The following is a 23,712-nucleotide window of genomic DNA, read 5'->3' as shown; positions in this document are numbered from 1 at the left end:
TTGTCGCCCCTTGTTTTTTATAACGGGATAAGTAACGGGTAAATAATGAAAAAAATTGTAAAAATACTTTGGCTGATGGGTGTTGGCGCGCTGATGATGTTTGCGTCAAACAGTTCGGCATTGGATGTTCTTAGAATGTCGACCACAACCAGCACAGAAAACTCGGGGCTTTTAGCGGTGCTAAACCCTGTCTTTGAAACCCAGCACAATGTTAAGCTTGAAGTGATTGCTGTAGGCACTGGTAAAGCATTGGCAATGGGGGCGCAAGGTGATGTTGATGTTGTGTTTGCTCATGCACCAGCGGCAGAATTGAACTACGTCAAGTCGGGTGATTTCATTGATCGCTCGGCGGTCATGCATAATGACTTTGTTATAGTAGGCCCGACCAGTGACCCTGCAAATATAGCAGCCTCTAAAACAATTGAAGAGGCCTTGCGTAGTATTGCTGAAATAGAAGCTAGCTTTATTTCCAGAGGTGATGACTCGGGCACACATAAGAAAGAAAAACTGTTGTGGAAGAAAGCCGGTGTTGCGCCCAGTGGGGACTGGTATGTCGATGTCGGCCAAGGCATGGGCGCGGTGCTTAATATAGCGAATGAAAAACTAGCTTACGCTTTAACAGACCGGGGTACGCAAATTGCTTTTGCCGATAAGATCTCCCTCAAGGTGTTGTTTGAAGGTGATGTTAATTTATTCAACCCATACCATGTGATGGCGGTTAATCCAAAAAAACACCCGGGCTCAAGGTATGACTTAGCGATTAAATATATTCAGTTTGTTACGAGTAAAAGAGGCCAAGAGATTATTGCAGATTTTCGTAAAGGTGGGCAGCAGCTATTTTATCCAGATGCTGAGTAAGTAACGACGACCATTAAAATCTCGATAAACGCCCTTTATAAAAATAGAGGGCGTTTTTTTATGCCTGATTACTTAGCGCGAGACCAATAAGAGGCAAGTAGGGATCCAGTTAAATTATGCCATAAGGAAAACAGCGCGCCGGGCAGTGCCGCAAGCGGAGCAAAGTATTTAACTGCCAGCGCCGCTGCAAGACCGGAGTTTTGCATACCAACTTCAATGGCTAGGGTTTTGCAGGTTTGTCGATCCATACCAAGTGCTCGGGGTAGCCAGTAGCCGGTGAAGAGGCCCAGTACGTTATGCAGAGCAACAGCGCCCACTAATAACAGCCCAATAGAGCCTAAACGAGGTTGGTTGAGTGCAACGATAATGGCGATAATAAGCACGATAGCAAAAACAGATATCAATGGGAAAACCTGCTTGGTTGAGCTTAAAAAACGACCAAAAAGTTGGTTGACTATGATGCCAGCTGTGACCGGTAAAATAATAATCTTTACAATATCCATAAGCATTTTCATGGCCGGTACATCAACCTGTTTACCAAGGTAGAGCAGGCTTAAGGCAGGCATTGCAATCACCGCCAGTAGGGTTGAAAAAGTGGTGATCGTGATCGATAGGGCAACATTTCCTTTTGCTAAGTAACAAATAACATTGGAGGCGGTGCCGCCTGGGCTTGCGCCGACCAGTATCATGCCGCTGGCAAGCGCTAAGGGTAATTGCAACCAAGTGGATATACCCCAAGCAAAAAAAGGCATGCAGAGAAACTGCAATAATAAGCCGAAGATAATAGGCTTAGGTGATTTAAGAATACGTAAAAAATCATGTGCTTTTAAGCTAATACCCATGCCAAACATTACCAAACCTAATAAGAAAAAGAGACTAGGTTTAAGGGGTATAAATAAGCTAGGGATTGCGTAGGCGACAATTGATAAAAGTATTGCCCAAACGGGGAAAAGCTTAGTGGCTTTGTTAATCAAGGTAATTCCTTCTAAGCCGATAGGCTATCGTTAGTCTTGTTTAGGAAATCTTTTAGGTAGTACCCTGTATGAGACTCATTACATTGAGTGACCGCTTCAGGTGTGCCTTGTGCAATCACTTGTCCGCCACCATCTCCCCCTTCAGGGCCGATATCAATGACCCAATCGGCTGTTTTTATAACATCTAGATTGTGTTCGATAACCACAAGGGTATTGCCGTGATCACGAAGCGTATGCAAAACGCTAAGTAACTGCTGTATATCAGCAAAGTGCAAACCGGTAGTCGGTTCGTCAAGAATGTAGAGAGTTTTTCCGGTATCACGTTTTGATAGTTCACGTGATAGTTTGACGCGTTGAGCCTCACCACCCGATAAAGTGACAGCGTTTTGCCCCAAGGTAATATAGCCAAGCCCGACATCCATCAACGTGCGGAGTTTTTTTGATACAACTGGAATCGCATCAAAAAAGCCACAAGCATCTTCAACTGTCATTGAGAGCACTTCGTGGATTGTTTTACCTTTGTAGCGAATTTCCAAGGTTTCTCGACCGTATCGCTGGCCTTTACAGCTCTCACAATTGACGTAAACATCCGCAAGAAAGTGCATTTCTACTTTAATAACGCCATCGCCTTTGCAGGTCTCGCAGCGCCCACCTTTTACGTTAAAGCTAAATCGTCCAGGCGTATAGCCGCGTGACCGCGCCTCTGGGGTTGCTGCAAACAGTTCACGAATGGGGGTGAAGAGCCCAGTGTAGGTAGCCGGGTTTGAACGTGGTGTTCGCCCTATAGGGCTTTGATCGATATCAACGACCTTATCAATATGTTCTAGGCCATCAACACCATCATTAGCGGCGATAGGTAAGGATGATTTATTCAGTACTTTTGCAACCGTTGGGTACAAGGTTTCGTTAATAAGCGTTGACTTACCCGAACCAGATACGCCAGTAACACAGGTAAATAAACCGATGGGAATATCAACACTGATGTTTTTTAGGTTATTAGCGCGTGCATTATTAATGCGCAGTGTTTTACTGGCATCCACGGGGTGACGTTGTTGGGGCACAGCGATATATTGCGCGCCTGATAAATATTGTCCGGTGATGGAAAGAGGGTCGTTGATGATTTCCTCAGGCGTGCCTTGAGCGATAACGTTACCACCATGAATACCTGCTTTAGGACCAATATCAACCACATGATCAGCTGCCAAAACGGCGTCTTCATCATGTTCAACTACAATCACGGTATTGCCTATATCACGCAAGTGAAACAGGGTGTTAATGAGACGTTGATTATCACGCTGGTGCAAACCAATGGATGGTTCGTCTAATACATACATAACGCCAACAAGCCCAGCACCAATTTGACTGGCTAGGCGTATTCGTTGGGCTTCACCACCCGATAAGGTGTCTGCGCTTCGGTCTAATGATAAGTAATCTAAACCGACATTAATTAAGAAATCGAGACGCGCCTTAATTTCTTTGACGATTTTTTTAGCAATTTCGCCACGGTGTCCAGCCAATTCTAAAGAGGAAAATAAGGCGCTAGATTGGCGAATAGACAGGTTTGTGATTGATGGTAAAGTGTGGGTGTCTACAAAAACATGGCGAGCGGCTTTATTTAAACGTTGGCCTTGGCAGTCTGGGCAAGCCTTGCTTGATAAGTATTTGGCCAGTTCATCGCGTACGGTGTTTGAATCGGTTTCACGATAGCGTCGCTCCATACTATGAATGACCCCTTCGAAAGGGTGTGTGCGTTTAATGGATTCGCCTCGGCTGTTCAACGTTGTAAAGTTGATAGGCTCATCGCCACTGCCAAATAAAATGGCATGTTGGGTTTCTTCTGGGTATGAATTAAAGGGCTCTTCTGGATCAAATTGGTAATGCTTGGCTAGCGACATAACCATTTGATAGTAATACATATTGCGCTTGTCCCAGCCACGGATGGCGCCACCGGCAAGGCTAATATCAGGGCTATGTAACACTTGTTGAGCATCAATATATTGCGTAATACCTAAACCATCACAGCTTGAACAAGCCCCCTTTGGACTGTTAAAGGAAAAAGAGCGAGGCTCTAATTCACTAATGCTGTAGCCACAAGTTGGGCAGGCAAAACGCGATGAAAATAAAATTTCTTCATCGTCATCCATGCTGCTGATGACGGCGATACCTTCGGTGAGCTTTAACGCCGTTTCAAAAGATTCTGCCAATCTAACGGACAAATCATCGCGAATTTTAAAGCGGTCAATGATGACCTCAATGGTGTGCTTTTTCTTAAGCTCTAAAGGTGGGGCATCGTCTAATTCAACAATTTCACCATCAATTCTTGCGCGAATAAAACCTTGGTTACGTAGATCATTTAAGGTATTAAAGTGCTCACCCTTACGTTCCTGTACCACCGGTGCTAGTAGCATCCAGCGTTTTTCTGGGTCTAAGGCGAGTACAGCATCGACCATTTGCGTGGTGGTTTGCGCTTCTAGTGATGTACCGTGATCGGGACATTGTGGAATACCTGTTCTAGCGAACAATAAGCGCAGGTAATCGTAAATTTCTGTAATGGTGCCGACTGTTGAACGTGGGTTGTGGGAGGTAGATTTTTGTTCAATAGAAATAGCTGGCGATAAGCCTTCAATATGGTCGACATCAGGTTTTTCCATTACCGATAAAAATTGTCGAGCATAAGCGGATAGCGATTCGACGTAACGACGCTGTCCCTCTGCATAAATCGTGTCAAAGGCTAAAGAAGACTTGCCAGAACCAGATAAACCTGTGATAACAATCAGCTTGTCTCGGGGCAGGTCGAGATCAATATCTTTTAAGTTGTGGGTTCTTGCGCCACGAATTTGAATGGTGTCCATTTACGTATCTAATTAAATTACCAAACCTGTTAATATACCCGTCTTTTTAAAGGCTAGGCAAAGTAATTATGGCTGATTCTTCAAGCCAACCATCAGTAATGAGTGAACAAGAGAAAAGAGCAAGCTTAGGATTGGCGGGCATTTTTTCAATGCGCATGCTCGGCTTGTTTATGATTTTACCTGTAATGTCCTTGTATACCGAGCACCTTAATGGAATAACACCGGTGCTACTGGGCTTGTCGATTAGTATTTATGGTTTAACGCAGGCGTTATTGCAAATTCCTTTTGGCTTGATGTCTGACCGCTTTGGGCGTAAAAAAATTATTACGATTGGCTTATTATTGTTTGTAGCTGGTAGCGTTGTCGCTGCCTTATCAACAACGATATACGGCATTATTCTTGGCCGGGCTTTGCAGGGGAGTGGCGCTGTTGCTGCGGCAATTATGGCGTTGGCGGCCGATTTAACGTTGGAGCAAAATCGGACAAAAATAATGGCAACGATAGGCATCAGCATTGGTATCTCATTTGGTATTGCGATGGTACTGGGGCCATTGTTAGCATCGGTTGTTGGCTTGCAGGGTATTTTCTGGTTTACAGCGATTTTGGCCACGGTGGGTATATTTATTCTGCATAACGTTGTGCCAGACGCGAAAAAATTATCGGTGCATAAAGATGCAGAACCTATTCCTGCTTTGATGGGCAAGGTGTTAAAAGATACGCAGCTATTACGTCTTGATTTTGGTATTTTTTGCTTACATTTAGTGATGACCGCTATGTTTGTTGTGCTTCCACTGGTTTTACGAGGGAAGCTGGGCATCGCTGCGGATCACCACTGGATGGTTTACTTGCCTGTGTTGGGGTTATCGGTAGTGGCAATGCTACCCTTTATTATCCTCGCAGAAAAAAAGCGTAAGATGAAAGTCGTTTTCGTTAGCGCTGTAGCGGCCTTGTCATTGGCTAGCCTCGGGTTGTATTTGTTCAGTGGTCATCTTTGGGGCATGCTGGGTTCTTTATTTGTATTTTTCACAGCATTTAATTTGTTAGAGGCGAGTTTGCCGTCATTGATTTCTAAAATAGCGTTTGCTGGCGGAAAAGGAACCGCGATGGGCGTTTATTCCAGCTCGCAATTTTTTGGCGCTTTTTGTGGTGGTTTAATGGGCGGGCTAGTCTGGAATAATTATGGTTTAGCCTCCGTGTTTTTAGCCTGTGGCGGGATTTTATTTATTTGGTTTATAGTGGCGCTAAGCATGAAGGCCCCACGTCATATGAGTAGTTTGTTGAAACATGTGGAGATCGAAACGAGCGAGCAGGCACGGCAAATAACTGATAAGCTATTAGCGGTAAAAGGGGTGCTAGATGTTGGTATTTCAGTTGATGATTCAACGGCTTATTTAAAGGTCGATAATGAATTATTAGATGAGGTGGCACTAGAAGCAATCATCCCAACTAATCAAGCAACAGGCTGAGACTAAACTTTAAACCCGCCCCATTGAGGGCAAGAATAACGGAGCACAACATGGCAAGCAGAGGCGTAAATAAAGTAATTTTGGTGGGTAACTTGGGTAAAGACCCTGAGATTCGTTATATGCCGAGTGGTGGTGCGGTAGCCAATGTTACCGTGGCAACATCAGAATCATGGAAAGATAAAAATACAGGTGAACAAAAAGAACAAACAGAGTGGCATAGGGTAGTGTTTTTTAATCGTTTAGCTGAGGTGGTTGGTGAGTACCTTAAGAAGGGCTCAAAAATTTATGTAGAAGGTGCTTTGCAAACACGTAAATGGCAAGATCAAAGCGGACAAGACCGTTACACTACAGAAATTAAAGCCAGCACAATGCAAATGTTGGACAGCCGAGGCGGTGGTTCGGCTGAATTTTCGCCAGCAGGTTCAGCGCCGGCCTCGAAACCGAGTAATTTTGCATCAGCACCGGCACAACCTACAGCACCGATGGATGATTTTGATGATGACATTCCATTTTAGAGACCATCGAAGACTGCTTTGTACATAATAAATAAAAAAGCCCATAGTTAATGGGCTTTTTTATTGGCTGTTGTAAACAGCGGATTCGTTACTACAACATATACAATGGTTTTATGTTGTAGGTTTGAGCCTTGTCTGTTGTTACCGCGCTTTAGGTGAAAAATACCTAAAGCTAAGGGGAGCTGGAAAACTTAGCCCTTGTCTTTATCCGCTTGGGGTAAACAATCCATAATGGCTTGATGTTGCCCAGCAAGTGCCTTATCAATTAATCCAGGGAATAACCCATTCAAGCGGCCAAATAAGCGTTCTTGCCAACCCACAAAATGCCTAGCCTTACTGCTTTGTAGAAAGTTGGCAAACTCTGTTGCTACTTTTTCAGGTGTATCTATATTTGCCTTGATAGCCACATTAAGCGCTTGGGTGTTCTCGTCGTTGAACGGTGTATCAGTTCCGCGTGGTGCGAAATAGCGCACATCAACCGTGCCACCGTGCAGTTCTCGTCGGAGGGCTTCGGTAAAACCTTTTAGGCCGTATTTGCTGGCGCTGTATACAGTAAAGCCTGCAAAGGCCAAACTAGCAAAAGCAGAGCCGATATTAACAATTTGCGCAGACGGTTTAGCTTTTAATAACGGCAATAGCTGCTGTGTTAATAAAATAGTGCTGGTTAAGTTAATATGAATAACAGAAGAAATTTTTTCTTCGCTCATGGTTTCAAAGCCTGTAAATGCACTGATACCAGCATTATTAATCAGTATGTCAATACCACCTGCTCGTTGCTCACAATGTTCTTTAATGGCCTGCCGGCCTTCTGAAGATGAAATGTCAGCCGCCAAGACATCGTGTTGGCCTGATAGATTTTGTTTGACGGTTTCAAGCTTATCTTGATTTCGGCCTACTAAAATAAGTTGTGCGCCTAATTCGGATAGTTCTTTGGCGATTGCTGCACCAATACCACTGCCAGCGCCGGTTAATAAAATGACTTTATTGTTGTACACTTAGTTCTCCTTTTGTTCGGTTTTTAACGCAACGAAAAGATAATAAAAATTATTACGCCGTGAATAAGTATACCTTGATTTTTAAGGTGTGGTTGAACTGAGCAAGTCAAAATAGATAGACTTTGGAAGTAAGATGTTTGAGTGTTTTAAGTTGCTTTGTGCTATTTCGGAAATTAGCAATTATCGTGTGATAGAGGTTTGCCGCTGATGCCAAAAAATCAGTAAGCGTAGACAGGGGAAGTGTTAATTAAAAAGTGGAGTATTTGCTTGTTGTCTTTTATTTTCATAACAATAAAAAAGCCCCTATTAAGGGGCTTTTTTAATTAGCTAGGCCGTTATTAAGCCAGCTAATTTAGCTTTTCCAAGAAGGTTTGCTTATTCTTCAGCTGCGGCATCCGTCTTAGTTGCTTCATTTGCTTGAGACATTGCATCATTTGCCATTTCTTTAGCAGCGTCTACAGCATCAGTTGTTGTTTCTTTAACAGCATCAAGCATATCAGCGCCTGCTTCTTTCGTTGCATCCATTGCGTTTTCGGCACCTTCAGTTACATCAGTAGCTACTTCTTTTGCACTTTCCATTGCGCTAGATGTGGTCTCTTTAGTTGCATCAATGGCTGAGTCAGCGGCCTCTGATGTAGCATCTGCCGCATCTTTTGCCATATCACCTGCAGACTCAACGGCACTACTAGCGGCATCTTTTGCGCTGGAGGCGGCTTTTTCGGCTTCTTCACAACCGGTTAAGAATAAAAGGCTTGAAATCAGTGCGGCGATCAGTAAAGTTGAGTGTTTCATTGTTGTTCCTTCAGTTTGTTGAGGTAGTTAATGTCGTTCGACTAGATTATATAGTAACCAGTCAGTCATAATAAAGCTAGCAAGTAAGACAAACAGAGCGAAAAGCTTGTGTTTAAGAGCAGCAATAATTTAAAGGCGTTGAGTAAAGTATATGAATAAGAAACAGCCAGAGTGGCTAAGTCCAGAAGAGTATCAAATGATTGTCGGCCCCTCATTGAAGGTGGCGGCAGAGTTGGCAGCTAGTAGAGGCGATCCAACGCTTTTTAAAGATTTACCTTGTATGCTGGGTTTAATGCATTTGGTCAACCAGTTAAAAAATTACTATATAGATGAATGGGCTGTGTTGAGCGGGGTGTCGAGTGAAACGTCATTGCAAAAGGCCCCAGAAGCTGCTTGTATGATGGTGTTAACAGAAGGCAATGTTGCAAAGGCTGAATTGAATATGATGATCAGCTCGCTTAATAGGGCGTACCAACAAGTGCTAGATGCGCAAATAATGGAGCAGGCAGATATGGATATAAAGCGGGCTTGGGAAGCGATAAAAACCAGTCAGCATGAGCAGTTTTTGGCCTTATTGGAACAAGCAGCAAAGAAATTTGTTATCGCACTAGATAGCTGGGAAAAAGTGAGGCGTGGTTAAACCGTTCCTAATGCTACTGCTGCCACTGGTACTGTTTGGTTGTGCCTCTACACCACCTAAGAACCAAGCAAACCTGTGTGCTATTTTCTATGAAAAAGATGATTGGTACCCGGCAACCTTAGCGGCACAAAAAAAATGGGGCACACCAATAGCTGTGCAAATGGCGATTATTCATCAAGAGTCTCGCTTTCAATCGAATGTTAAGCCTCCAAGAGATTGGTTTTTGGGTGTTGTTCCTTTACCTCGTTCATCCAGTGCGTATGGTTATGGTCAGGCGCAGGATTCAACTTGGGAGTGGTATATGAAGTCGACAGATAGTTACGGTGCAGACCGTGACGACTTTGCCGATGTCGCCGATTTTATTGGCTGGTACACCAATGTGTCGCAACGAAAGTTGGGGATATCAAAATGGGATGCCGAAAAACAATACCTTGCTTACCATGAAGGTCACGGCGGATACAGTCGTGGCACATATTTAGCAAAGGGGTGGTTGCGACGTGTTGCGAAAAAAGTGGGTGCTCAGGCGAAACGTTATTCAGCACAGTTAAAAGGCTGTGAGTCGACATTAGATTCTGGTTGGTCAATATGGCCGTTTTAAACATATCGAAAAGCCAAAGGGTGCGTCGCCTACTTATAGTCGTATGTCTTATGGCGGCGATACTATCTAATACATTATTGGCAAGAGACCAAGAGGCATTTCCATTGCCGCATGTGCTAAAGCCAGATGTTAATTTTTGGTTAAAAGTTTACACAGAAGTGACGACTGATGAAGGCTTTATACATGATAATCAGCGGTTGAATATCATTTATGAACGCTTATCTTTTACACCGGGCACAAGCTATAAAGAACGTCAACAATCCATTAAACAAAAGAAAAAGTACTACCAAGACATTTTACTCTACCTTGCGGCTAACCCAAGTAAACGACTAGATCAGGCGCGATATAGGCATATTAAAGCCTTGTGGCCAACAGGTACTACCGGCGAAGAGTTTAAAGAAGCGGCAAACCGGTTACGCTTTCAACTCGGGCAAGCAGATCGGTTTAAGCAGGGGTTGGTGAGGGCAGGGCGTTGGCAGCCGTTTATTAAGGAAGAATTTCAAAAGCTTGATTTGCCGGATGAGTTGGCCGCTTTGCCGCATGTTGAGTCATCATTTCGTTCTGATGCTAGATCGCATGCTGGAGCTGCTGGTTTGTGGCAATTTACGCGTTCGACGGGGCGTCGGTTTATGCGTATTGATCACGTCGTTGATGAACGATTAGACCCCTTTCTGGCAACAAGGGCAGCGGGCTTGTTGTTAAAAGATAACCATAAAATTACGGGAACCTGGCCGCTAGCATTAACCGCTTATAACCACGGCGCTGCGGGTATGAGGCGCGCAGTGTCAGCGACGGGGGGAACTGATATTGCCAAAATAGTGCGTGAATATAAGGGCCGTACGTTTGGGTTTGCCTCACGAAATTTTTATAATGCGTTTGTCGCTGCACACGATATTGACCAGCAACCGTCAAAATATTTTGGGCAAGTGCAACGAGACCCCCCGATGGTGATTCAAGAGGTTAAGTTGCCATCCTATTACTCGGCGCAAGGCTTAATGACGGCATTTGGGATTAACAATAATATTTTTAAATCGTTGAACCCAGCGTTACAACCGACCGTTTGGTCAAACAATAAATATATTCCAAAGGGCTACAAGCTTCGGGTGCCGGTAGAGACGGGTGCTGCGTCGATTAAAGGGTTAATGGCCAGAATTCCTCCTGACGAGCAATCAATGAAACAAAAACCTGATGTTTCATATCGGGTGAAACGAGGTGATTCGCTCTCTAAAATTGCTGAACGCTTTAAGGTAAAAACCAGTCAGTTAGTGGCGATAAATGGGCTAAAGAGTCAACATAAGATTCGTGTTGGTCAGCTACTAAAGTTACCTAATATAGCGAAAAACCAATTAAAGGGCGCACACCCAGTAGCGCAGGATGCTATTTTTTATACCGTCAGAAAGGGTGATCGTTTATCAGCTATTGCAAGTAGGGTAGGCGTGTCTGAGGCGAATATTGTGTCTTTAAATAAATTAAAAAATAAGCATTATTTATATGTAGGACAAAAACTGCGGATACGAGCAAACCCAGATGTATTGTCAGTCGCTGCGAGTGCAAAGGCCCTTAACCCTAAAAACCATGTAGAAGAAAACAGTTTAAAAGCGGACCCGAGTAATTATCGAGTGGCCGATGATGGGTCTGTCGAAGTTCAAAGTAATGAGACGCTTGGGCATTTTTCCGAATGGTTGTCGTTAAAAACGACGGTCTTGAGAAAGCTTAATAAGATGAGTGCTCAATCTCGCCTAAGGATGGGCGATCGACTTAAGCTTGATTTCTCGCATGTAGACAGGCGTCAATTAGAAAGCAAGCGCTTGGCTTTTCATAAAAAAATACAGGATGACTTTTTTAAGCAGTTTAGCGTTGTTGAAACAGAAACATTACGGCTCAAAAACGGCAGTTCTGTTTGGTTATTAGCGCAACAACAAAATGTGCCGTTATGGTTGTTAAGGCAATACAATACGAAGGTCGACCTTAATCGTGTTAGCACTGGGACACGATTAACCATTCCTAAGGTTAAGAAAAAGCCAAAATAGTAGACCTTATGTTGAAGGTGAAATAACGAGTTCACCTGAAGTGACACTAAAGTTGTTATCGCCTTCCAGCGTAGCAAGGAGATCTTGGCCAACCATCTCATTGCGCCAATCACTCAATAACTCAAGATCGCGTTGACCATGGATCAACTGTAATAATTCTTTACGATTGGTGAGAGACGTGGCGTTGACGTTCGCGGCGGCGGCTTTCAATCTTACTTGAGCCATTAATAGATCGGCTAAGGCTTCTTGTTTTTCGGTGACTTTCTTAGGTTTTTGTTGAGCCGCAGTAGAGGCTGGTTTTTTGTCAATGGCATTGGCAATAATGTCGATAATTGCGCGCCCAAATTTATCGGTGAATTTGTCTGAAATGCCGCGAATAGACGATAGAGTGTGGAGATTGGTTGGCTTGAGTTTGGCCACCTCTATTAAAATATCATCTTTAATTATCCAGCCACGAGGGATGTCTTTTTGTTGTGCAAGGTCTTCACGCCATTCGGCTAATTTTTGTAACGCAGATAAGGCGCCACCTTTTAAACGTTTGGCTGCTCGGATCCTTTTCCATGCAAGTTCTGGTGGGTTGGAATACAGTGAAGGTTTGCATAAATCGGCAAAGGCTGGCGCCAACCAATTAAGTCGGTCTTTTTCCTTTAGTTGGTTTTCTAATAACGGGTATAGCTTGGCTAGATAAATTACATCGTCAGCTGCATAGGTGATTTGTTCTTCGCTTAACGGTCTACGTAGCCAGTCTGTACGTGAATGAGCTTTGCTTAATTGCACACCCAAAATATCATCCACTAATCGTGCATAGCCGGCTTGTTCTGGGTGGCCTAAAATGGGCGCGGCAATTTGAGTATCAAAAACAGGCGCTAATGGCTTGCCGCGTAAATCGTAGAAAATTTCTTGATCTTGACGTGCGGCATGGAAGACTTTGAGTATATTTTGGTTGTATAAAATATCCAATAAGGGCTTGATGTCACAGGCTATTGGGTCGATGATAGCGACTATATCGGCAGTGGCAATTTGAATTAACGCCAGTATTGAACGGTAGGTTTTTTCCCGTTGAAACTCAGTATCTATCGCCAACCAAGGTTCGTTTTTTATCGTGTTACAAAACTCAGAAAGCTGTTCATTGGTGTCGATATAGTGAGGTTTCGTCATAACAGTAAAGCGTGTAAAAAGAAGAGGCAGTGTAAACGATGATTAAAGTTTTTACAGCGCAAAATTTTATCGAGGTTGCTTTTTGGAGAAACTACCTCGAACAACACGGGATTGCCTGCCAAATCAAAAATGAGTTTTTAGGGGCCGCTGCCGGAGAGTTACCACCGACAGAGTGTTGGCCAGAGCTTTGGATAAATGATGAACGTGACGAACAATTAGCGCAAAAGTATTTGGCCAGTGATCCACTGGGTGAGCAAGATTTACCTGCATGGAGATGTTCGTTTTGTGGAGAAGAAAGTGACGGACAGTTTTCACATTGTTGGAATTGTGAGAAAGAAAAACCTATCGAGACAAATTAAGGCGGTTAAAAGATGAATATGGCATTGTGGGAGCAATTAGCGTTGGGCGCGGTAGCGTTATTGGTTATTTTTTGGTTTAGACCGGGTATTAAAGCGGCGCTTAAACAAAGTGAAGAGGCGGAAAAGGACTGGGCTGGTATTTTGTTACCCATAGCGGCTGTTATTTTATTTGTTATTTTTTTAGTGCTGACCAGCTAAGGGTGAAAATGTTCGATGTTTGATCGAGTAGTTAGCCGTTATTAGGTCTGTTAAGGGACATGCAGATGGCTTTGTATATAACAAGGCATAAGTAGATGCCTCAAATAAGAATAGGTTTTTATGCTTGGCTTGAACACAATAAAACCGAGTGTATTAAACCAATACACGGTTAATTTGTTAGCATGTCGTTATTATTAGATCAGGTTATATAGTTAATGAATCAAGAAGAAGCAAGAGCAGCAGAACTCATCAGTAAAACTCAAATTAAACGAGAAGCGGATGATTTGGTGGCGCTAGGGAAAAGGATTGCGGATTTGTCGCAAGATCAATTCGATGGCATGCCATTAACGGATGACTTAAGACAAGCCATTGTTGTGGCCAGAAAATTATCTAAAGGCGGGGCGATAAAACGGCAATTTAAGTATATTGGAAAATTGTTACGCAGTACCGATGTTGAAGGGATTAACCAAGCCATTGAACGACAGCTCGATAAAGACAGAGCGGCGACAGCTCGCTTACATATGATGGAGCAATGGCGAGATAAGTTAGTCGAGCAAGGAGATGCAGCGTTGAGCGAATTCTTAGTGAATTACCCACAGGCGGATCGCCAACACATTAGGCAGCTTCAACGAAAAGCGAATCAAGAATTGGAAAAACAAAAGCCGCCAGCTGCTGCACGGAAAATATTTCAGTATATAAAGGAACTGTCGGTTAATGATTAAGAAGCTGTTCAGTTAAGTTCGCTTATAGTGTCCAGATGTTTATAAATAAGGAGAGGGTTATGTTAACTAAAAGATCAACAATGGGTGTTTTGGTGTTGCTTTTTTTATTCTCGATTACAGCCGTGCATGCGGCTAAACCAGAGGGCGAGTTTGTAGGCAAGGCCGAACACAGTGAATCCTTTTGGGAGCGCTGGTTTGGTCGCTCTGAGAAGCTGGATAAAAAGGAGCTCGACGACACGCTAGGCAGTAAAAAAGAAAAACAGAAGCAAAATAAAGATAAAGAAAAAACGAAACATTATTTTACTGAGTCAGAACGTTCTTATATAAAAGATTATTATCGCCGTGATGGTGATGATAAAGCCGATAAAAAGTATAAAAAAAATAAGGACAAACAGGTACCTTATGGTTTGCAAAAGAAATTAGATCGTGGTGGTCAGTTGCCTCCAGGTTGGGAGGCAAAAGTAGCCCGCGGAGAAGTGTTGGATAGCGATATTTTACGATACTCAGAACGTATCCCGCATGAGTTGGCCAGACGACTGCCTACGATACGTGATGGTGAAGAAGTCCGTCGAGTAGGTAATAAAGTGGTACGGGTTTTAGAAGGAAACGGTACAGTTATTGACGTGATTGATCTAGCAGACGTTCTGCTTCGTTAATAAATATTTCTAGTGTCTGGTCGTTATTACAACGGCCAGACGATTAGAATAAGGGGGACAGAGATCAGCGTGATAATAATTTCCAAGGGTAGTCCCATTCGCCAATAATCCCCAAATTGATAACCGCCGGGCCCCATTACAAGTGTATTGGATTGATGCCCAATAGGTGTTAAAAAAGCGCAAGAGGCACCAATGGCAACGGCCATTAGAAAGGGGTCTATATTCACGCCAAGTTGATTTGCAATGCCAACAGAAATAGGGGCCATTACTAGCGCAGTGGCAGCATTGTTGATAATGTCGGATAAAAACATTGTGGTTACTAGAATCAGCGTTAAAACCATGTAGATGGGTAACCCTTCAGTGATACTAACGATGCTACTGGCAACCAGCTCGGTAGCGCCTGTGCTTTCTAAGGCGCGACCAACCGGAATCATGCCACCAAGTAAAATAATAATTGGCCAATCGACATCGCGATAAACGTCTTTGCCAGGCAAAAACCCCATGATGGAATATACAAGAATGGCTAAGATAAAGGCTCCTGCCATTGGCAAAATATTGATTGCACCGAGAATAATCGCGCCAATAAAAATTGCCAAAGCTATCAAAACCCGGCGGTGTTGCCCAATTTGAATGCCACGTTCGGCGAGCGGTAATAGATTGAGCCCTGTGAGCATGTCGTTAATTAAACCTTTTTGGTATTGTAGCAATAGGACGTCACCGGCCTGAAAGGTATTGTTGCGTAGGCGTTTGCGAACCACAGATCCTTCTTGAGCAAGGCCGATAACAGCAACTGAATTAGCGGTTCGGCGACGTAAATAAGAAACATCTCGGCCAACCAGCGGAGAAGTGGCGGTAATAACACACTCGGTTAATGCGAGGTCGCCCTCGGTTAAATTATTAAATGTTTTTCCAGTGGCTGTTTGAAATTCTAAGTGTGAATCAGCAAATTTGCTCTGCAAGGTTAACGGGTCGCCTCGAAGGATTAAGATATCGTTTTCTTTAAGCTTATAATTTGGGTTTGTATTAAGTGCAAAATAGTGACCACGAGCAACGCCAACAATGCCAATATCGTTAATTTGAAGGTCTTCAACTTCATTAACAGCAAGGCCAATTAAGGGGCTTTCTGGCATCACCTTCGCTTCGGTTAAGTAACTACTGACTTCAAATAGCTTTTCGGGCTGATTTTCTTCAAATCGTTTTTTTGGTATTAACCGCCAGCCAATTAAGGTAATAAAGGTGACGCCAATGACAGCGATAACGGAGCCAATCGGTGAGAAATCAAACATACTAAAAGCGGTTCCAGTAATGTCAGCACGATAATTTGCAATGATAATATTGGGTGGCGTACCAATCATCGTACTCATGCCGCCTAAAATACTACCAAACGCCAAGGGCATTAAAACCATCGCGGGTGATCGGCCGTGCTCTTTAGCGGTGGCAATGGCAACTGGTAGTAATAAAGCAAGCGCGCCAACATTATTCATAAAGGCAGAAAAAAAGGTGACAAGAGCCGTTAATAAGGCAATATGAATGATGGCGTTACCAGTGTGGGGTAATAAGTAGGAGGCCACAACATCAACAACGCCGGCATTCTTGAGTGCTTGGCTGATAATCAACACAGCGGCAACGGTAATAACAGCTGTGTGCCCAAAGCCTGCAAACGCCTCATTAGGGGTAACAAGGCCAAATAATAGAACAGCAGTCATGGCTGTTAACGCAACAATGTCATATCGCCATCGTCCCCAAGCGAATAAAGCAAGGGTTACCGTTAAGATGGCGAATATTATGCTTTGATCATGGTTCATATTCTTTTAAAAGTAAGTTTTTGGCTTGGTTGATTTGACTCGCTAAGGTTTCGGAACCGCCTTTGTCGGGGTGTACTTTCTGCATGAGTCGTTTATGTGCTGCAATAATGTCTTTTCTTGAAGCGCCGGGCTTTAAGCCCAGCATAGTGAGGGCTTGTTGTTGATTCATTGCTTGCGCTGAAGGCGGTGGGGTGTTGCCCTGAGCTTTGCTTTTGGTGGATTTTATTATTTTAGCCATACCAAGCAGGCGTAAAATATTGGGCAGCTGCTTTGCAATAAGTGGAATGGCGGAGCCAATAAAGGCAAAGATAATATTTAGTTTGCCGGTGACAGCAAGAAAGATAAGCCCGAGACCTAACAACAACCAAAGTGATTTTCGAATAGTGGCAGCAACGGTTTCAGCGGGGGTGTTGAGGAACCATCGGACGAGATAGATGGCACCTAAAGCAACGGCAATAACTAAGAGCAGGCGAATCATACGAGCGGTAAATTTATTTGTAGCATTATTTTATTAATTCACGGTATTTCTTCTAATTTTGTCTAAGCTTACTGTGTGCGAAACGAAAATAGAAATAAAATCTCAAAACAAATCCAAGAACTGCCGGAGGATGCAAGACGGTTTTGTTTTCTAATTGAAAATATAGATGAGTTTGAGGCGCAAAACTGGCTGACTCAAATTAGTTTGGTTTTGCCAAGAATTCACGCCGTTATGGAAGTAATCGATCATGCAAATAATAGGGCGGAATGCTTTTTTGCATTATCTGATATTGATGAGCGCTTCGAGCTTTTCTGCCACCTTAAAAAATCATTAGGCGAGAAAGACGGTTATGAAGTAGGTGAGGAGTTAATCCATAACGAACTGTATGGAAGCCTGTCTGAAGACTTGGCCGACCTTTACTTCGAAATTAAACGGGGCTTAGATATTATTAATTGCGGCCAAGAGAACTTATCTGTTGCTTTGAACCTATGGCGTGATGGGTTCTTTCTTCATTGGGGGCAGCATTTGATCGATGCTGAGCGACATTTGTATCATTTACGCGTCCACCATCAAATATAAAGCTGTTGGATGGGTTAGTTGTAGTAAGTGCTTGCTTACTTTTAGTCACGTTGGCGGTGTTTTAGAGATTGTCGTATCCAAATAATAACCCCGGTAAAAGCTAAAAATATAAGAATAACTGCGATTAAATCAAACAATAAAACCCCGTAGGCTCCAAAAAAACGGCCACTATGTATGTCTAGCATAAAGGTTTCCAGTGAAATAATGTTTGATTTATAGCGTTGGTTGATGGCCTTAAGTGCAGTCTTTGATAAAGGTTCTTGGCTGGCCCAGTGTAGCTGTTCGTCAACGGTAGTTTTTTGAAAACTCAATGCCTCAGTGAGTCGATAAATTTGATCGTTTGCAAGCAAGTGTATTTGCTGATCACTAGTAGACCCTATGCGATTAATATTAGCGGGGACTCCGTTGAGAGTGCCCAATGTTTCAACGAGCTGGTTGTCTGCGTCAATCAGCAGTACCGTATTGGTTAATGCAATAAGTAAAAAATCATTAAATTCAATGGCACCAGCTAACATGCTGTCTATTGCCATAGCCTCATTCGAATTGATGAATAATAAATCATCGGCCTGTGTGACGGTATATTGCTTTGTTTTGAATTGTCGGGTCCAAGTAGGCGCTTGGATGTTGTAATTGTCTAATAGAAAATTAGAGCTAAGGTGTTTTTTTTTTAGCGCCAAATCATCGGTGTGGTTTAACGCAATACCGCTGAGGCTAATAAAGATGACAAACACAGCAGCTAAGAGCCCCGTGTAGCGATGCCAAAGGTATAAGGAACTAAATTTTTTTCGGCGATACCTTTTGTTGCCCATGATTTAAAGTTGTTGTTCGAGGTAAAGGGCTATTCTAGCGACTTTTTTTAGGGCTCGTACGGATAAAGTGGCACCAGAGATGCCATCGATATGTTTATCAAGTTGTTGATCTTGGTTGATGCCAACATTATCGAATTGGCGAGTAAAGAACGTGTGTTTAACTTCCCAGCCTCGTGATTCTCTAAAGGTTAATACTTTGAGTTGTTGTATTTTTCCACTCTCAATGACGACGCCGATAGTAATGGGTTTTTCTTTGCCAACTTCGTCAAGTATCCACGCTGTTTTTTCGCCATCTTGCCAATATTTTACGCGGATAAACGAAGGCTTATGTTGCAAAAACTGAGTGATGACTTCTTTCTTATCTTTCGTTAGCCAAACCGATGATAAAGGGGGGGTGTTGCCTTCAAACACTTGATTGAGGAAAGCCTCAGGGGTCTGATAGACCCCTTTGGCGATGGCTGCTTGAAAGAAAAAAGCAGCGGCAAATAATAAGGCAATCCTTTTCATGGGTTTTTAAGTAGACCGATTAAAACTGATAGCCGATGCCGAGGTTAAGTCCATTTTGCTCTTTACCATCATCATTATTTTGGTATTGATAGTCGGCTTTAATGACAACATCTTCATGTGGCCAGTAGTTTATACCAACGTCCCATTGTTCCTTTTCAGTATCTTTAGCGGTGCCAGAGTTGCTACCTGCATAATTATCCCATTGGTTGAATCGAGCAAATATACCAAATTTTTCAGATAAACGGAGAGATGGCTCAACGTAGAAACCTTCTTGTTTGTCAGCGCCGACTGCTTCAACAGCGTAACCATCAATATCCCAAGCAGCATATAGAGCCTTGACAGTGAAGGGGCCAGTAGACCAAATAGCATGGGTTTCAATTAAGTTACCGCTTTCTAGGCCTGCTACTAAGCCTTGACCCATGTTTTGTTGGTGTTGAGCTGATACTGCAAGTTCAAGACCTGGGATGCCAGTGTACTTAATACGTGCGGTAGCAGCCGGATCATTCGCTTTTGCTTTGCTAACTTTTTGACGACCGCTGCGGATACTGAAACCATTATCAACATTAAGGCCAGAATGGATATAAGCGTCATAGCTAAAGCCTGCGCCTAGTTCACCATGAGCACCTGCACCTGCTGCCCACCAAGTTGCTGGGATAATGTTTTTTTCGATGGGGTTACGTTCTGTGCCGTAAAAAGTAGGTGGCTCATGAGTTTCGTTGATAATACCGACAGGTAGTAAAAATAAACCGGCACGTGCGGTGTGGTTATCATTGAGGTCGAAGTCTATATACGCTTGTTCTAGTTCAACTTCACCGTCTTTGCCGTCTCCTGAAAGGCTATGTTCAAGCTCTAATTCTGAGAAAAAACGAATATCATCGGTAAACTCATGGCCAAAAAATAGAACAAAACGGTGGAAGTCAATTTCATCTTTATCACTAGCACCACCTTTGCCTGAAAGGTTGTTGTAATGTAATTCACCATAACCGCCAATGCTGGTTTTGTCTGCCCAATCAGCTAGTTTTTGGATACCACTGGCACTGTCAGCAATAGATTCTGTCGCGATAACAGCAGCTTCTACCTTGTCGTTGGTTGTGGCAACAGCATCTCGCAATTGGGAGTTTTCTTGTTCTAATTGTTTATTTTTTGCTTCCAGTGCATCGAGCCTCTTAGCAAGGTCTTCAAGCGTTAATGCCGATGCCTGTGGGGCAGCAAGAACCCCCAACAAAAGCGCTAAGCTACCTGACTTTTTAATACTGTTTTTCATGATAATCTTTTCTCTTAGAAAGTTAAAAATTAGGGTGAGAGGGAATCTTAATACGAATCATTCTCATTAGCAACCAAATAATTGTCTGCTTTAATAATTAACAGGCGGTTTGATGTCATTTCTCGTATAATGATGGGGTATAAATATATTTATAAGGAGTTAACGATGGGTGCAGCAGGTTCATTTAATTCAGTTTTATCGGCAGCGGATATCAATATTAGCGAGGCAGCTGGTGAAAAGCTTTCCGAGTTATTCGCAGAGGTGGGTGATGAAATGGATGCCATTCGTATTTTCGTATCAGGTGGTGGTTGTAGTGGCATGTCATATGGCATGACATTTTCTGATGAAAAAACACCTTATGATAGCGTATTAGATTCGGGTGATTATAAGGTGTATGTGGATTCAGTGGCCTTGAATTATATGCGTGGCGTTGAGATTGATTTTATTGATAAAGGCATGGGCGAAGCGAGTTTTGTTTTCAACAATGTGTTTGCGGCAACAGGCGGTTCAGGCGGCTGTGGTTCATGCGGCTCTTCTAGTGGCGGTTGCAGCTAAAAAACAGTCGGTCGTTTAAAGCTTAGAGGTGCCGCTTAGTTTTTAACGTTGTATCTGTTTTTTTATAAAGCGGCGCTGATTCTTATTAAAAAACCTAAAGCTAGGCTTTAGGTTTTTTTTATGTTGGCTTCGAACTCGCTGCAACTTGTACGTTGGGCGGCTGGTTTTTACTGAGGGGTATCAAGGCTATAGGTTGTTTAATGCAGCCTATAGAAAGTTAGATAACGATATAAAAAATAGCCATTTCTCAGTCTCGGGGTTAAGAGTGAATCTTATGAGTTTTTAGGCGGTGTCGTAGCCTCATGAAAACCAGCTGGAACATGCCCCATTTCACCTTCATTGAAGAAAAAGCCTTTCATGTGTTTCTCAATCACTTGAATGCTTTCCACATCCGCGGTACTTAAACCATTTTCATTGATAATCATTGATAAGCGCTCGAGCCATAATGCCCAGCCTTCTTTGGATACGTTTGCCAGAATGCGTTCACCTAGCTCACCTGGATGGGGAGCACTGTCTAAGGCTTCGGATTCGGTTTTAAGGACGACACATTGAACGGTGTTAGTCATAAATAGGCTCTGGAGTTAATTTGAAAAAGATTATACAAGGCTTAATACGGAAGTGCAGGTCTAAAAAGGTTTAACTGTCGCCAAAATTACAATGCCAACCAAAAATAACACGGGTAATTCATTCATCCAACGAAAGTACACGTGGCCATGTTTATTACGATCGTGCTTAAAATCAAGTAGCCACTTGCCACAATAAACATGGTAAATACACAGTAATGCAATTAATGTTAATTTTACATGCAGCCAACCCGATTGGCCAAACGCAGCCCAGGCATAGTCTGTCAGCATTAAGATGCCAAAAAGCAGGGTAAGGACCAGCCCCGGTGTCATGATGCCAAAGTATAATTTTCGTTCCATCAGTTTGAAACGCTTGTTGCTGGTCTCATCATCGCTCATGGCGTGATAGACAAATAAGCGAGGCAGGTAGAATAGGCCAGCAAACCAGGTGACCATGAATATCATATGTAGCGCTTTGTACCACATTAGCTTTTAGCCAATAATTTATCGAGCTGTTTTCGCATCTTTTCCTCATCGAACAGCCCAAGCTTGTGTAAGGCGATAGTTGAATCGGGTGCGACTAAAAAGGTAGTCGGTGTTAAACGAACATTACCAAAAGCTTTCGCGACATCGCCTTTCGGGTCTAAAGCAATAGTGTATGGAAGAGACTTCGCCTGTGTCATCGCGATAACATGCTCTGGGCGATCATGCTTCATAGCAATAGCGATAATAGACACACCTTTATCAGCATAATCTGCATGGATCGCTTTTAAATGAGGTATTTCTTTAATACAGCTAGGGCAATCGGTGGCCCAAAACGTGATTAAAGCAGGTTTGCCATTGAGTGAGGTGGTGGCAATTTCTTCTCCGTTTATGGTGCTTATTGAAATGTCAGGAACCTGATTGATGGCGCCGCTATTGAAATACACCAAACCGGCAAAACCAATCGGTAAGATGGCTAATATAAATTGGAAGGATTTATTTTTGTTCATTGGGTTTTGCACTAAGGTAGTTTTGAGTTAACCCTTGATATAAAGCTATAGGGCAAATTAGTTTAGATGTTCCGTTGGCAATAAAGGCTGTAGCCATCATTGGCAATAATAAATCATGTGAGTTAGTCATCTCCATAATAATGACAAAGGATGTTAACGGTGCTTGTAACATGCCTGAAAAATAACCTGTCATGCCTAAAAGAATGACAACTGAGACAGGGGCAATTGGCAGCCACTCAGCTAGGTTGGCTCCAATGCCTGCGCCAACCGAAAGGGATGGTACAAAAATACCAGCAGGAATGCCAATAAAAAAGGTGGCTATACTGGCGAGCATTCGCATCAAAGGGTATTCAGATGACATGCTTTGAGCATTGAATAGATAGTTTTTAGTTTCTTGGTAGCCCGTCCCTGCAGTTGCACCCTCAGACAGGTAGTTAAGAATAGAAATAATGATGCCGCAAATAAAGGCAATTTTAAGGGGTGATAAGTAGTTTATAGATTTTAAAAAAGGCCCGCCTTTAAGAAGGATTAAACTAAAAAGGCCGCCCATAAACCCAGTAGCAATACCGCAGACAGGAATGATGAGCCAAGCTTTTCCCCAAGGAAAGGATGTTGGATAGTTGTCCAAAAACACATATTGCCCATGGAGAATTAAGGCCGTAGCACCGGCAAAAATAACGGCAGTGATAATGAGCCCACTGGTTTTCTCCTCAAGTGAGCGCCCCATTTCTTCGATGGCAAATACAATGCCAGCCAATGGGACACTAAAAAGTGCTGCAAAACCGGCGGAGCTGCCAGCTAAAATGAGTCCGCGTTCTAAATAATGAGGTCCAAAGTTAGCAAACCGCCCAAAGTAAGTCATCAAGGCGGCGCCAATGTGTATAGCTGGCCCACCTAAACCAACAGAAGCGCCGGCAAAAATACCGCCAATACTAAGGAATAGTTTACCAACAAGGATTCGAAAGCTAAGTAGTGGTTTGTTAAGGCCGGCTTCTGAAGGTTCAAGCGCTGCTTTAACTTGCGGGACACCGCTACGTTCTGAGCCAGGAAAAAAAGTAAAGGTGACCCAAGCAAGAAAAGTAAGGAGGATAGGTGTAAATAAAAAGCTGTAGATCAAGTATTTTTGATGCAGCTCTCTAAATAATGTGCTGACCAATTCACTTCCGAAAGTTAAAGCGACCGATGACAAGCCTACAAAAATAGCGCCTAACCAGAAAACAAGGTGAGTTTTCCAAGCAGAGAAAAGCGTAAAAATTTGCTGAACGTTGGGGTTTGCCATTCGACTAAGTATATCAGACGATGCTAGTGTAAAATGTGCTGATAATAAGGATTAATATAAAGAGGCAG

26 protein-coding genes are annotated in these 23,712 nt (G+C 43.0%); 12 read left to right on the top strand and 14 right to left on the bottom strand.

Annotated features, from left to right (window positions below):
- Positions 1–45: 45 nt before the first annotated feature.
- Positions 46–858 (top strand): substrate-binding domain-containing protein, encoded by an 813-nt coding sequence (locus CPC19_RS00255; RefSeq protein ID WP_015005039.1) that lies wholly within the window; start codon positions 46–48, stop codon positions 856–858.
- A gap of 68 nt (positions 859–926) precedes the next feature.
- Here CPC19_RS00255 and CPC19_RS00250 read toward each other — a convergent pair whose 3' ends face one another.
- Both CPC19_RS00250 and uvrA read right to left on the bottom strand, forming a co-directional pair.
- Positions 927–1,832, bottom strand: a complete 906-nt coding sequence (locus tag CPC19_RS00250; protein WP_016390431.1) for a bile acid:sodium symporter family protein — start codon at positions 1,830–1,832, stop codon at positions 927–929.
- A gap of 11 nt (positions 1,833–1,843) precedes the next feature.
- Positions 1,844–4,684, bottom strand: a complete 2,841-nt coding sequence (gene uvrA, locus CPC19_RS00245) for an excinuclease ABC subunit UvrA (RefSeq protein ID WP_016390432.1) — start codon at positions 4,682–4,684, stop codon at positions 1,844–1,846.
- 68 nt (positions 4,685–4,752) lie between these two features.
- On the opposite strand from uvrA, the gene CPC19_RS00240 reads away from it, so the two are divergent.
- Positions 4,753–6,150: an MFS transporter gene (locus CPC19_RS00240; protein WP_016390433.1), complete on the top strand. Its 1,398-nt coding sequence runs from the start codon at positions 4,753–4,755 to the stop codon at positions 6,148–6,150.
- A 50-nt stretch (positions 6,151–6,200) separates the two neighbouring features.
- Positions 6,201–6,665: a single-stranded DNA-binding protein gene (gene ssb, locus CPC19_RS00235; RefSeq protein WP_016390434.1), complete on the top strand. Its 465-nt coding sequence runs from the start codon at positions 6,201–6,203 to the stop codon at positions 6,663–6,665.
- Positions 6,666–6,856: 191 nt separating this feature from the next.
- Here ssb and CPC19_RS00230 read toward each other — a convergent pair whose 3' ends face one another.
- Together CPC19_RS00230 and CPC19_RS00225 are read right to left on the bottom strand one after the other, a co-directional pair.
- Positions 6,857–7,660, bottom strand: a complete 804-nt coding sequence (locus tag CPC19_RS00230; protein ID WP_016390435.1) for an SDR family oxidoreductase — start codon at positions 7,658–7,660, stop codon at positions 6,857–6,859.
- A 375-nt stretch (positions 7,661–8,035) separates the two neighbouring features.
- On the bottom strand, positions 8,036–8,452 hold the full coding sequence (locus CPC19_RS00225; protein ID WP_016390436.1) for a hypothetical protein: 417 nt from the start codon (positions 8,450–8,452) through the stop codon (positions 8,036–8,038).
- A gap of 151 nt (positions 8,453–8,603) precedes the next feature.
- Between CPC19_RS00225 and CPC19_RS00220 the strand changes: the two genes are divergently transcribed.
- The 3 genes from CPC19_RS00220 to CPC19_RS00210 are packed head-to-tail and all read left to right on the top strand — an operon-like array spanning position 8,604 to position 11,720.
- On the top strand, positions 8,604–9,092 hold the full coding sequence (locus CPC19_RS00220; RefSeq protein WP_015005046.1) for a hypothetical protein: 489 nt from the start codon (positions 8,604–8,606) through the stop codon (positions 9,090–9,092).
- A 10-nt stretch (positions 9,093–9,102) separates the two neighbouring features.
- The gene (locus CPC19_RS00215; RefSeq protein ID WP_016390437.1) at positions 9,103–9,690 is read left to right on the top strand and encodes a lytic transglycosylase; all 588 of its coding nucleotides are present in this window, start codon (positions 9,103–9,105) and stop codon (positions 9,688–9,690) included.
- 50 nt (positions 9,691–9,740) lie between these two features.
- Entirely contained in the window at positions 9,741–11,720 is a 1,980-nt protein-coding gene (locus tag CPC19_RS00210; RefSeq protein WP_016390438.1) for a LysM peptidoglycan-binding domain-containing protein, read from the top strand.
- Positions 11,721–11,726: 6 nt separating this feature from the next.
- Here the strand turns inward: CPC19_RS00210 and rnd are convergent, their stop codons facing one another.
- Positions 11,727–12,878: a ribonuclease D gene (rnd, locus tag CPC19_RS00205; RefSeq protein WP_015005049.1), complete on the bottom strand. Its 1,152-nt coding sequence runs from the start codon at positions 12,876–12,878 to the stop codon at positions 11,727–11,729.
- Positions 12,879–12,916: 38 nt separating this feature from the next.
- Between rnd and CPC19_RS00200 the strand changes: the two genes are divergently transcribed.
- The 4 genes from CPC19_RS00200 to CPC19_RS00185 all read left to right on the top strand — a co-directional run bounded on the left by CPC19_RS00200 (position 12,917) and on the right by CPC19_RS00185 (position 14,813).
- Positions 12,917–13,237 carry a DUF2007 domain-containing protein gene (locus CPC19_RS00200; RefSeq protein WP_015005050.1) on the top strand — a complete coding sequence of 107 codons (321 nt, stop codon included), beginning with the start codon at positions 12,917–12,919 and terminating at the stop codon, positions 13,235–13,237.
- A gap of 12 nt (positions 13,238–13,249) precedes the next feature.
- Entirely contained in the window at positions 13,250–13,435 is a 186-nt protein-coding gene (locus CPC19_RS00195) for a hypothetical protein (RefSeq protein ID WP_015005051.1), read from the top strand.
- Positions 13,436–13,650: 215 nt separating this feature from the next.
- Positions 13,651–14,157 carry a ribosome biogenesis factor YjgA gene (gene yjgA, locus CPC19_RS00190; RefSeq protein WP_015005052.1) on the top strand — a complete coding sequence of 169 codons (507 nt, stop codon included), beginning with the start codon at positions 13,651–13,653 and terminating at the stop codon, positions 14,155–14,157.
- A 59-nt stretch (positions 14,158–14,216) separates the two neighbouring features.
- Positions 14,217–14,813 (top strand): hypothetical protein, encoded by a 597-nt coding sequence (locus tag CPC19_RS00185; RefSeq protein WP_015005053.1) that lies wholly within the window; start codon positions 14,217–14,219, stop codon positions 14,811–14,813.
- 26 nt (positions 14,814–14,839) lie between these two features.
- Here the strand turns inward: CPC19_RS00185 and CPC19_RS00180 are convergent, their stop codons facing one another.
- Both CPC19_RS00180 and CPC19_RS00175 read right to left on the bottom strand, forming a co-directional pair.
- Entirely contained in the window at positions 14,840–16,618 is a 1,779-nt protein-coding gene (locus CPC19_RS00180; protein ID WP_016390439.1) for an SLC13 family permease, read from the bottom strand.
- The gene (locus CPC19_RS00175; protein ID WP_015005055.1) at positions 16,608–17,096 is read right to left on the bottom strand and encodes a DnaJ domain-containing protein; all 489 of its coding nucleotides are present in this window, start codon (positions 17,094–17,096) and stop codon (positions 16,608–16,610) included. The genes CPC19_RS00180 and CPC19_RS00175 overlap by 11 nt, the downstream gene beginning before the upstream one ends.
- A gap of 75 nt (positions 17,097–17,171) precedes the next feature.
- Between CPC19_RS00175 and CPC19_RS00170 the strand changes: the two genes are divergently transcribed.
- The gene (locus CPC19_RS00170) at positions 17,172–17,675 is read left to right on the top strand and encodes a DUF5063 domain-containing protein (RefSeq protein ID WP_015005056.1); all 504 of its coding nucleotides are present in this window, start codon (positions 17,172–17,174) and stop codon (positions 17,673–17,675) included.
- Between the two features lie 41 nt (positions 17,676–17,716).
- Here CPC19_RS00170 and CPC19_RS00165 read toward each other — a convergent pair whose 3' ends face one another.
- The 3 genes from CPC19_RS00165 to CPC19_RS00155 are packed head-to-tail and all read right to left on the bottom strand — an operon-like array spanning position 17,717 to position 20,255.
- Positions 17,717–18,484 (bottom strand): PepSY-associated TM helix domain-containing protein, encoded by a 768-nt coding sequence (locus CPC19_RS00165; RefSeq protein ID WP_016390440.1) that lies wholly within the window; start codon positions 18,482–18,484, stop codon positions 17,717–17,719.
- Positions 18,485–18,487: 3 nt separating this feature from the next.
- On the bottom strand, positions 18,488–18,991 hold the full coding sequence (locus tag CPC19_RS00160) for an FMN-binding protein (RefSeq protein ID WP_015005058.1): 504 nt from the start codon (positions 18,989–18,991) through the stop codon (positions 18,488–18,490).
- 19 nt (positions 18,992–19,010) lie between these two features.
- Complete coding sequence (locus tag CPC19_RS00155; RefSeq protein ID WP_015005059.1) at positions 19,011–20,255, bottom strand: porin; 1,245 nt, start codon at positions 20,253–20,255, stop codon at positions 19,011–19,013.
- A gap of 165 nt (positions 20,256–20,420) precedes the next feature.
- On the opposite strand from CPC19_RS00155, the gene CPC19_RS00150 reads away from it, so the two are divergent.
- Positions 20,421–20,810, top strand: coding sequence for an iron-sulfur cluster assembly accessory protein (locus CPC19_RS00150; protein ID WP_015005060.1), 390 nt, complete (start codon positions 20,421–20,423; stop codon positions 20,808–20,810).
- A gap of 272 nt (positions 20,811–21,082) precedes the next feature.
- On the opposite strand, the gene CPC19_RS00145 is transcribed toward CPC19_RS00150, so the two are convergent.
- The 4 genes from CPC19_RS00145 to CPC19_RS00130 are packed head-to-tail and all read right to left on the bottom strand — an operon-like array spanning position 21,083 to position 23,644.
- Positions 21,083–21,376: an oxidative damage protection protein gene (locus CPC19_RS00145; RefSeq protein WP_015005061.1), complete on the bottom strand. Its 294-nt coding sequence runs from the start codon at positions 21,374–21,376 to the stop codon at positions 21,083–21,085.
- Positions 21,377–21,436: 60 nt separating this feature from the next.
- Positions 21,437–21,859: a protoporphyrinogen oxidase HemJ gene (hemJ, locus tag CPC19_RS00140; protein WP_016390441.1), complete on the bottom strand. Its 423-nt coding sequence runs from the start codon at positions 21,857–21,859 to the stop codon at positions 21,437–21,439.
- On the bottom strand, positions 21,859–22,365 hold the full coding sequence (locus CPC19_RS00135; protein WP_016390442.1) for a TlpA disulfide reductase family protein: 507 nt from the start codon (positions 22,363–22,365) through the stop codon (positions 21,859–21,861). Before CPC19_RS00135 ends, hemJ begins: the two co-directional genes overlap by 1 nt.
- Positions 22,352–23,644 carry a chloride channel protein gene (locus CPC19_RS00130; RefSeq protein ID WP_015005064.1) on the bottom strand — a complete coding sequence of 431 codons (1,293 nt, stop codon included), beginning with the start codon at positions 23,642–23,644 and terminating at the stop codon, positions 22,352–22,354. The genes CPC19_RS00135 and CPC19_RS00130 overlap by 14 nt, the downstream gene beginning before the upstream one ends.
- Positions 23,645–23,712: the final 68 nt, after the last annotated feature.

It is taken from the genome of Cycloclasticus sp. PY97N, from assembly GCF_002443175.1.
GTDB classification, from domain to species: domain Bacteria; phylum Pseudomonadota; class Gammaproteobacteria; order Methylococcales; family Cycloclasticaceae; genus Cycloclasticus; species Cycloclasticus pugetii.
The sequence above is the reverse complement of the archived record's forward strand: the minus strand, read 5'-3'. Positions and strand labels throughout refer to the sequence as shown.

Bases quoted from the DNA above. Each gene is read 5' to 3' on its own strand.
- CPC19_RS00255 (WP_015005039.1), top strand. From the start codon at position 46: ATGAAAAAAATTGTAAAAATACTTTGGCTGATGGGTGTTGGCGCGCTG.
- uvrA (WP_016390432.1), bottom strand. From the start codon at position 4,684: ATGGACACCATTCAAATTCGTGGCGCAAGAACCCACAACTTAAAAGAT.
- CPC19_RS00240 (WP_016390433.1), top strand. From the start codon at position 4,753: ATGGCTGATTCTTCAAGCCAACCATCAGTAATGAGTGAACAAGAGAAA.
- ssb (WP_016390434.1), top strand. From the start codon at position 6,201: ATGGCAAGCAGAGGCGTAAATAAAGTAATTTTGGTGGGTAACTTGGGT.
- CPC19_RS00225 (WP_016390436.1), bottom strand. From the start codon at position 8,452: ATGAAACACTCAACTTTACTGATCGCCGCACTGATTTCAAGCCTTTTA.
- CPC19_RS00220 (WP_015005046.1), top strand. From the start codon at position 8,604: ATGAATAAGAAACAGCCAGAGTGGCTAAGTCCAGAAGAGTATCAAATG.
- CPC19_RS00215 (WP_016390437.1), top strand. From the start codon at position 9,103: ATGCTACTGCTGCCACTGGTACTGTTTGGTTGTGCCTCTACACCACCT.
- CPC19_RS00210 (WP_016390438.1), top strand. From the start codon at position 9,741: ATGGCGGCGATACTATCTAATACATTATTGGCAAGAGACCAAGAGGCA.
- rnd (WP_015005049.1), bottom strand. From the start codon at position 12,878: ATGACGAAACCTCACTATATCGACACCAATGAACAGCTTTCTGAGTTT.
- CPC19_RS00200 (WP_015005050.1), top strand. From the start codon at position 12,917: ATGATTAAAGTTTTTACAGCGCAAAATTTTATCGAGGTTGCTTTTTGG.
- CPC19_RS00195 (WP_015005051.1), top strand. From the start codon at position 13,250: ATGAATATGGCATTGTGGGAGCAATTAGCGTTGGGCGCGGTAGCGTTA.
- yjgA (WP_015005052.1), top strand. From the start codon at position 13,651: ATGAATCAAGAAGAAGCAAGAGCAGCAGAACTCATCAGTAAAACTCAA.
- CPC19_RS00185 (WP_015005053.1), top strand. From the start codon at position 14,217: ATGTTAACTAAAAGATCAACAATGGGTGTTTTGGTGTTGCTTTTTTTA.
- CPC19_RS00180 (WP_016390439.1), bottom strand. From the start codon at position 16,618: ATGAACCATGATCAAAGCATAATATTCGCCATCTTAACGGTAACCCTT.
- CPC19_RS00175 (WP_015005055.1), bottom strand. From the start codon at position 17,096: ATGATTCGCCTGCTCTTAGTTATTGCCGTTGCTTTAGGTGCCATCTAT.
- CPC19_RS00165 (WP_016390440.1), bottom strand. From the start codon at position 18,484: ATGGGCAACAAAAGGTATCGCCGAAAAAAATTTAGTTCCTTATACCTT.
- CPC19_RS00160 (WP_015005058.1), bottom strand. From the start codon at position 18,991: ATGAAAAGGATTGCCTTATTATTTGCCGCTGCTTTTTTCTTTCAAGCA.
- CPC19_RS00155 (WP_015005059.1), bottom strand. From the start codon at position 20,255: ATGAAAAACAGTATTAAAAAGTCAGGTAGCTTAGCGCTTTTGTTGGGG.
- CPC19_RS00150 (WP_015005060.1), top strand. From the start codon at position 20,421: ATGGGTGCAGCAGGTTCATTTAATTCAGTTTTATCGGCAGCGGATATC.
- CPC19_RS00145 (WP_015005061.1), bottom strand. From the start codon at position 21,376: ATGACTAACACCGTTCAATGTGTCGTCCTTAAAACCGAATCCGAAGCC.
- hemJ (WP_016390441.1), bottom strand. From the start codon at position 21,859: ATGTGGTACAAAGCGCTACATATGATATTCATGGTCACCTGGTTTGCT.
- CPC19_RS00135 (WP_016390442.1), bottom strand. From the start codon at position 22,365: ATGAACAAAAATAAATCCTTCCAATTTATATTAGCCATCTTACCGATT.
- CPC19_RS00130 (WP_015005064.1), bottom strand. From the start codon at position 23,644: ATGGCAAACCCCAACGTTCAGCAAATTTTTACGCTTTTCTCTGCTTGG.